This is a genomic window from Phenylobacterium sp., assembly GCF_030651755.1.
In the GTDB taxonomy this organism is placed as follows: Bacteria; Pseudomonadota; Alphaproteobacteria; order Caulobacterales; family Caulobacteraceae; genus Phenylobacterium.
Genome location: NZ_JAUSBZ010000043.1, coordinates 22309 through 28562 on the forward strand (window position 1 = coordinate 22309; position 6254 = coordinate 28562).

A 6254-nucleotide genomic window follows, 5' to 3' on the forward strand; every position below is an offset into this window, starting at 1 on the left:
GCCATGTATGATCCGATCCGGGCCTCAGACGCGGTGATCTTGCGCCTGCGCGCCAATCATCCGAGCCTGATCGACCTGACCACCGGCCGGGTCGAGCGTCTGCTGGCCGCCCTGGGCCATCCCGAGCAGCGCTTGCCCCCGGTGATCCATGTGGCCGGCACCAACGGCAAGGGCTCCACCGTCGCCTTTCTGCGCGCCATGGCCGAGGCTGCGGGGCTGAAGGTCCACGTCCTGACCTCGCCGCATCTGGTCCGGTTCGCCGAGCGCATCCGGGTGGCGGGCGAACTGATCAGCGACGAGGGGCTTGAGGCCCTGATCAGTGAGGTTGAGGCCGTCAATGCCGGCGAGCCGATCAGCTTCTTCGAGATCACCACCGTGCTGGCCCTGCAGGCCTTCGCGAACACGCCGGCCGACCTCTGCCTGATCGAGGTGGGCCTGGGCGGCCGGTTCGACGCCACCAACATTTTCGACGCCCCGGCGCTGAGCGTCATCACCCCGGTGGACTACGACCATCTGGAGATGCTGGGCCCGGAGCTCTCCAAGATCGCCTGGGAGAAGGCCGGCATCATCAAGGCCGGCCGTCCCGTCGTCGTCGCCCGCCAGATGGACGAGGCGCTGGAGGTCATCTCCGCCGAAGCCGATGGCCTGGCGGCGCCGATGAGCCTGATGGGCCGGGACTTTGACGCCTGGGAGGCCGGGGGCCGCCTGCTGGTGCAGACCGATGAGCGCCTGCTGGATCTGCCGCCGCCAGCCCTGTTTGGGCCGCATCAGTTCGACAATGCCGGCCTGGCGGTCGCGGCCCTCCTGACGTTGAATGACGCCCGTATCGACGAGGACGCCATGGCCAGAGGCCTGGAGGCCACCGTCTGGCCCGCCCGCTTCCAGCGTCTGTCCGAGGGACGATTGGCCAGGATGGCGGCCGAACGGGGCGCCGTGCTCTGGCTGGACGGGGGGCACAATCCCCATGCCGGCGCCGCCCTGGCCCAGGCGCTGGGGCGCCTGACAGCCCGAGACCCGCGTCCGGTGGCGCTGATCAGCGCCATGTTCGCCCGCAAGGACGCCCAGGGCTTCTTCGCCCCCTTCGCCGACCTGGCGCCCCAGGTCTTCGCCACAGGGTTCGATTCCCCCAATGCGGCCCCGGCCGAGGAGATCGCGGCGGCGGCCCGCGCCGCGGGCCTCATCGCCCATACCGCAGCCGACGTCACCGATGCGCTGAAGGCCGCCCTGGCCCAGGACGGCCCTGCGCCGCACATCCTGATCTGCGGCGGCCTGCACTTCGCGGGCGAGGTCCTGGCCATGGACCCAGAGACCTGGCCGCGGTGACCGCGCCCTCCGGCCGGACGGGCCGAGGTCATCCCCAGACCTGATCAACGGCCGATACGCGCCAGAGAGCCTGGGACGCCGCCGTCACCTCCGAGCGGTGCGCAAAGATCGCCGTATGGCCCCCCCCTTCCGGGCCAGAAGGGAGCTCGGAGCCCGCAACGCGATCAGCGGCCCGGGCGCGCCGCCGGGGGTCTTGAGCCTCAGGCGGCCCGGGACTGTTCCGCGGTCGCCTGCGGCTCTTTCTGCATGATGCAGCCGTACCAGCCGAGCCCGCGATAGGTCTCATAGCCAGGGGTCAGGGCATAGCCGACAGTGGACTGGGCGGCGGCGTAGCTGCCCATCCCCACGGCGTCGCCCGGCAGGGCGAAGATCTCCTCCAGCTCCCCGCGGCGATCGGAGGCGGCGAGCACGCGGCCGCCGTGGTCGAGGAGCAGGACGCGGGAGCGGGCGCGTTCCTCGTCGGTCAGGCGCACCCCGTCGACCACCGCCTGGGCCTGGGGCCGCCAGTCAAAATGGATGCCGAGGACGCCCAGCACCCGGCCATCGGCGGCGCCGTTGGCGCGGATGGCCGCGGCATAGGTGGCGACAGGCGCGTCGTTCAACAGCGGCGCCTTGGCCACGTCGCAGGCGACGAAGTCATTGCCCGATGCGGTGCGCTTAGCTTCGGAGAACCAGGAGGCTGAGGCCACCGAGGCGCCGCGCACCCTGGGATAGCGCTCGGGGCGGCCGGTGGCGACCACCCGGCCCTGGTCGTCGCAGATCCAGAGGTCGAGATAGACCGTATAGGCGTCGAGGATCACCTTCAGCCGGTCTGATGCGTGCTGGGCGGCGGCGTCGGACGCATTGGTCAGACAGTCCACCACCGCGGAGTCCGTCGCCCACCATCGGACATCGCAGGTGCGTTCATAGAGGTTGCGGTCGATGATCTCGATGGCGTTGAGCGCCAGGTCGGCCAGGCGCTGACCGCGCAGGTGGGAGAGGATCGCCGCGCCAATATGGCTCAGCTCATTCAGGTCGGCATGGACCTGGCTCTGCAGGGCGTGGGTGACGTCGTCGATCTCGGTGGAGATGCGCTTGAATTCCTCGGCGACGACGGCGAACGCCTTGCCGGCCTCGCCGGCGCGGGCGGCGGTGATCATGGCGTTGATGGCCAGCATCTTGGCTTCGCGATTGATCGAGGCGATCTCGCCGATGCTGGAACCGGCGACCTTGGACAGCCGCGCGGACAGTTCCAGAATGCGTTCCGGGGCGAGGCCCCCATCTGAATTGGACACGTCACACCCCACCCGCGCCGCGAATCAAGGCGCCCGCGCGGCGATGAGCTTATGTGGCAAGTGTTACTCACAGATTGTGAGCCCGCGGGCCGCGACCCTACCGGCGATGGGCCTTCAGATTGCTCAGCCCCGCAGGATCTTGTCCATCGCCTTGCCCCGGGCCAGCTCGTCGATGAGCTTGTCCAGATAGCGGATCTCCCGCATCAGCGGATCGGCGATCTCCTCGACGCGCACGCTGCAGATCACGCCCCTGATGCCGGCCCGCGCCGGGTGAAGGGCCGGCGCCTGGGCGAAAAAGGTCCGGAAGTCCGCCCCCTCCGCCAGCTGAGCCTCGAACCCCTCGGGGCTGAAGCCGGTGAGCCAGAGGATGATCTGATCGACCTCGGCCTTGGTGCGCCCCTTGCGCTCGGCCTTGGCCACATAGTGCGGATAGACGCTGGCGAAGCTGGTGGTGAAGATGCGGTGTTCAGTCATGGGGGCTCGCAAGGCTTTGGCGTCTCAACCGGCGGCGGGCGGTCGCCCGCCCGGTCGCCTCAGGCCCTAGGCGCAGGGCTGGGGCTCGCCGCCGCCCAGGTCGATACGGAAGCAGTGCTCGTGGCCGTTGGCCAGGTCGCAGACGACCACCTGGATCTCCCCGCCCAAGTCGGCCGGCGGGTGGAAATCCTCCACATAGGCGAGGGCGGCGGCCTCAAACGAGGCCTCCTCCACGATCTGTGCGGGATGGTGGTCGTCCTGCCGGGCGTGAACGCTGAAGCGGCGCGAAGGCTCTTCTATCTGCGGCATGGTCATCTCCTCGCCTGTGAGAACGTGCGGGGGCCAGAAAGGATTCGTCAGCGCCGCAGCCCAGCCTCCTAGGCCAGCTCGAACTGCCCGACGCGCTTGCGCAGGATGGCCTCGGCGTCGGCCATGATCTTGTCGATCAGGTCCTTCACCGTCGGGATGTCGTGGATCAGGCCCGCAACCATGCCGCAGGACCAGCCGCCGGCGTCCATCTGCCCGTCGCGCATGATGGCCGGATAGACGCCGGCCACTTCCGGGGCGATGTCGGCGAAGGTGAGGGCGGCGCCCATCTCCTTCTCCTTGGCCAGCAGGCGCTCGACGCCGGCGTTCACCAGCACCCGCTCAGTATTGCGCAGGGGCCGCATGATCAGCCGGGTGTCGAGCTCGCTGGCGTCCACCAGGGCCTGCTTCACATTGGGGTGCACCGGCGCTTCCTGCGTCGCGATAAAGCGGGTGCCCATATTGATCCCGTCGGCGCCGAGGCAAAGCGCGGCGGCCAGGGATCGCCCATCGGCCATGCCGCCCGAGGCCAGGAACGGAATCTCCAGCTCCTCGGCCGCCCGGGGCAGCAGGATGAAGTTCGGCACGTCGTCCTCGCCCGGATGGCCGCCGCATTCGAAGCCGTCGACGCTGACCGCGTCGCAGCCGATGGCCTGGGCCTTCACCGCGTGGCGCACGGCGGTGCACTTGTGGATCACCTTGATGCCCGCCTCTTTCAGGGCCGGCAGGTACTTCTGCGGATTGTTGCCCGCCGTCTCGACGATCTTGACCCCGGACTTGACGATGGCCTCGACAAAGCCCGGATAGTCCGGCGGCGTGACCGAAGGCAGGAAGGTCAGGTTCACCCCGAACGGCTTGTCGGTCATCCCCCGGCACCGGGCGATCTCGGCGGAAAGCTTCTCCGGCGTCCCCTGGGTCAGGCCGGTGATGATGCCAAGCCCGCCTGCATTGGACACCGCCGCGGCCATCTCGGCGAAGCCCACATAGTGCATGCCCCCCTGGACGATCGGATGCTCGACGCCGAGCAGGTCAGTGATGCGGGTCTTCATGGTCGGCTCCTCCCGAGGGGCTTGTGCTTGTTGGGTCGGAGTCGTGCGCGGAATGGGGGGCGTGTGCAAGTGGAGAGCGTGGGGTTCAGTAGTCGTCCCCGGACTCCTCCCAGCACTCGTGTTCCACCTTCCCCGTCGACAGGTCGTAGCTGCCGTGCACGCCCCGCATCTTGAAGTTGAAGTGCCGGAACGTGTAGGAGACTGCTTCGTGCGTCGAGACCCGCCGGCGGCTCTCGAGGTGTCCGCCAACCCCCAGGTAGTGTCTGAACTCAATCCGAGTCCGGTCGCGCGGGGCGGGCGAGGTTGCCGTGCCCCGCCTCGCGTCACTGACACCGTAAAAGTAAGTCCGGTTCCACTGATCCAGCGGCCCGATGCACGCGATAGGCGCGAGCGCGCGCTCGACCCGGTCAATCTCCGCGGCCCGGGGGCGGGGAATCAGCACTTCGGCGAGCAATATCCAGCCCAGCAGACCGACCAAGTAGAGCGGGTACAGGCTCAGAAGGCCCAGCGGTATGAGCAGCCAGCGCCACTTCACGCTAGCTATGCGGCTGAACATCCTATCGTAATCTCAAAATGTCACCGGAGACATGGACGGACCCTGAGGCGCGATGTCCGGAATCTTTAGCGGACATTCGGTAAAAACAATCATGGGGTGATGCGATTTACTTCTCTGCATTCCACCTCAAATAGGTCGTTGCCAGCCGCGAGTTTGAGGCTACCGTTGATCTTGTTAAATGTGCCGCTCACCTTCGTCTGACCCTGCTCGGAGATCATTATCTGGTCGCCTAGGTCGTCCAAGCGCGAGAAGTGTTGAGCATATGGGTCGCTCAGCCGGAACTCACCGTAGGAGTCACTCCAAGCCTTCACGTAAAAAGGGTATTTGGTCACGCTCGCGGCGAGGGAACTGACTGGCTGACGTGTCTCCGGTTCGCCGACGCGCTGCATTGTCCCGGTGCAAACCAGCGACGTAGTTTTACCCGAGCAGCCGCCCAGCAGTAACAATACAGCTATGGCTGTGGCGCGCATCGGTCTCCCCTTTACCGGATCGTCCTTCGCTCCTTGCGCATGGTCAAGCCTGGCAGCTTGTGAGCTGGCCCTATTGCAGCCCTGACGGCTCCGCTCGTTGACAATGTTTGCCGTGCTTGCCCAAGTTGTGCCGAGGTTTAGGGCATGAGCGGCTCGTGCGTTGTCACGATCTGCTTAGGCCGGGGCAGGATGGGGCAACCGACATACAGGTCTTACCGATCCACTTCGATGTGCCGGGCCATGCTATCCCGCTCGCGACCTTTGTGCGCACCTCGGCTCAGGCCGAAGCGGTCATCCGAAGCCTCAATCGTGAGCTGTTTGAGGGACGCCTCGCGATTGAGGTTGTCGTGCTGCCACCGGAAGATGGCACCTTCCTGGCTCGCCTCGGCGTGATCCTAGGCGCGGGAGTTGCTGCTATCGCCTGGTTCGTCGAAAGCGACGTTGGCAAGGGATTTCTAAAGGGTCTCACCGAACATGAGCCCGCCTATTGGGCGGAACAGCTAGGAAAGGGCGTTCGGTCATCCACTCAGTCAATAGTCGAGACCAGCGAGGCGCATCATTCCGCCGAGAGGGAGTATGGCGAGCTACTGGTGAGCGAGATGGCGAAAGCCTTTCTGCGAAAAGATAACGATGAACTTGCGAGGGCAGGCATAACGCCTAAACAGCTTCGAGACGCGTTCGACGCCAAGAATGAGTTCTATCAGGCTTGCACTGAAACGGCCGATCTCAGAGCTATTGGTTTCAGCGAGACCGCTGACTTCCCGATCCGCAGGAGCGACTTTGTCCGCCTGCAAACGGTGCT

The 6254-nt window shown here is 66.4% G+C and carries 8 protein-coding genes; 2 read left to right on the forward strand and 6 right to left on the reverse strand.

Translation table 11 applies throughout. From position 1 onward, the window contains the following. Positions 1-3: 3 nt before the first annotated feature. The gene (locus Q7V15_RS03700) at positions 4-1323 is read left to right on the forward strand and encodes a folylpolyglutamate synthase/dihydrofolate synthase family protein (protein WP_304753888.1); all 1320 of its coding nucleotides are present in this window, start codon (positions 4-6) and stop codon (positions 1321-1323) included. 200 nt (positions 1324-1523) lie between these two features. On the opposite strand, the gene Q7V15_RS03705 is transcribed toward Q7V15_RS03700, so the two are convergent. The 6 genes from Q7V15_RS03705 to Q7V15_RS03730 form a co-directional block, all read right to left on the reverse strand. Then, a complete protein-coding gene (locus Q7V15_RS03705; RefSeq protein ID WP_304753889.1) occupies positions 1524-2597 on the reverse strand; it encodes a methyl-accepting chemotaxis protein in 1074 nt (357 codons plus the stop codon). A gap of 123 nt (positions 2598-2720) precedes the next feature. Continuing rightward, positions 2721-3071, reverse strand: a complete 351-nt coding sequence (locus Q7V15_RS03710) for a DUF2200 domain-containing protein (protein WP_304753890.1) — start codon at positions 3069-3071, stop codon at positions 2721-2723. A 66-nt stretch (positions 3072-3137) separates the two neighbouring features. After that, positions 3138-3380, reverse strand: a complete 243-nt coding sequence (locus tag Q7V15_RS03715) for a DUF5961 family protein (protein WP_304753891.1) — start codon at positions 3378-3380, stop codon at positions 3138-3140. A gap of 68 nt (positions 3381-3448) precedes the next feature. Further along, entirely contained in the window at positions 3449-4426 is a 978-nt protein-coding gene (locus Q7V15_RS03720) for a nitronate monooxygenase family protein (protein ID WP_304753892.1), read from the reverse strand. Between the two features lie 85 nt (positions 4427-4511). Continuing rightward, positions 4512-4982 (reverse strand): hypothetical protein, encoded by a 471-nt coding sequence (locus tag Q7V15_RS03725; protein ID WP_304753893.1) that lies wholly within the window; start codon positions 4980-4982, stop codon positions 4512-4514. An 89-nt stretch (positions 4983-5071) separates the two neighbouring features. Continuing rightward, positions 5072-5452 (reverse strand): hypothetical protein, encoded by a 381-nt coding sequence (locus Q7V15_RS03730; RefSeq protein WP_304753894.1) that lies wholly within the window; start codon positions 5450-5452, stop codon positions 5072-5074. A 155-nt stretch (positions 5453-5607) separates the two neighbouring features. On the opposite strand from Q7V15_RS03730, the gene Q7V15_RS03735 reads away from it, so the two are divergent. After that, positions 5608-6254 (forward strand): hypothetical protein (locus tag Q7V15_RS03735; RefSeq protein ID WP_304753895.1); only part of this gene is annotated, 647 nt, incomplete at its 3' end.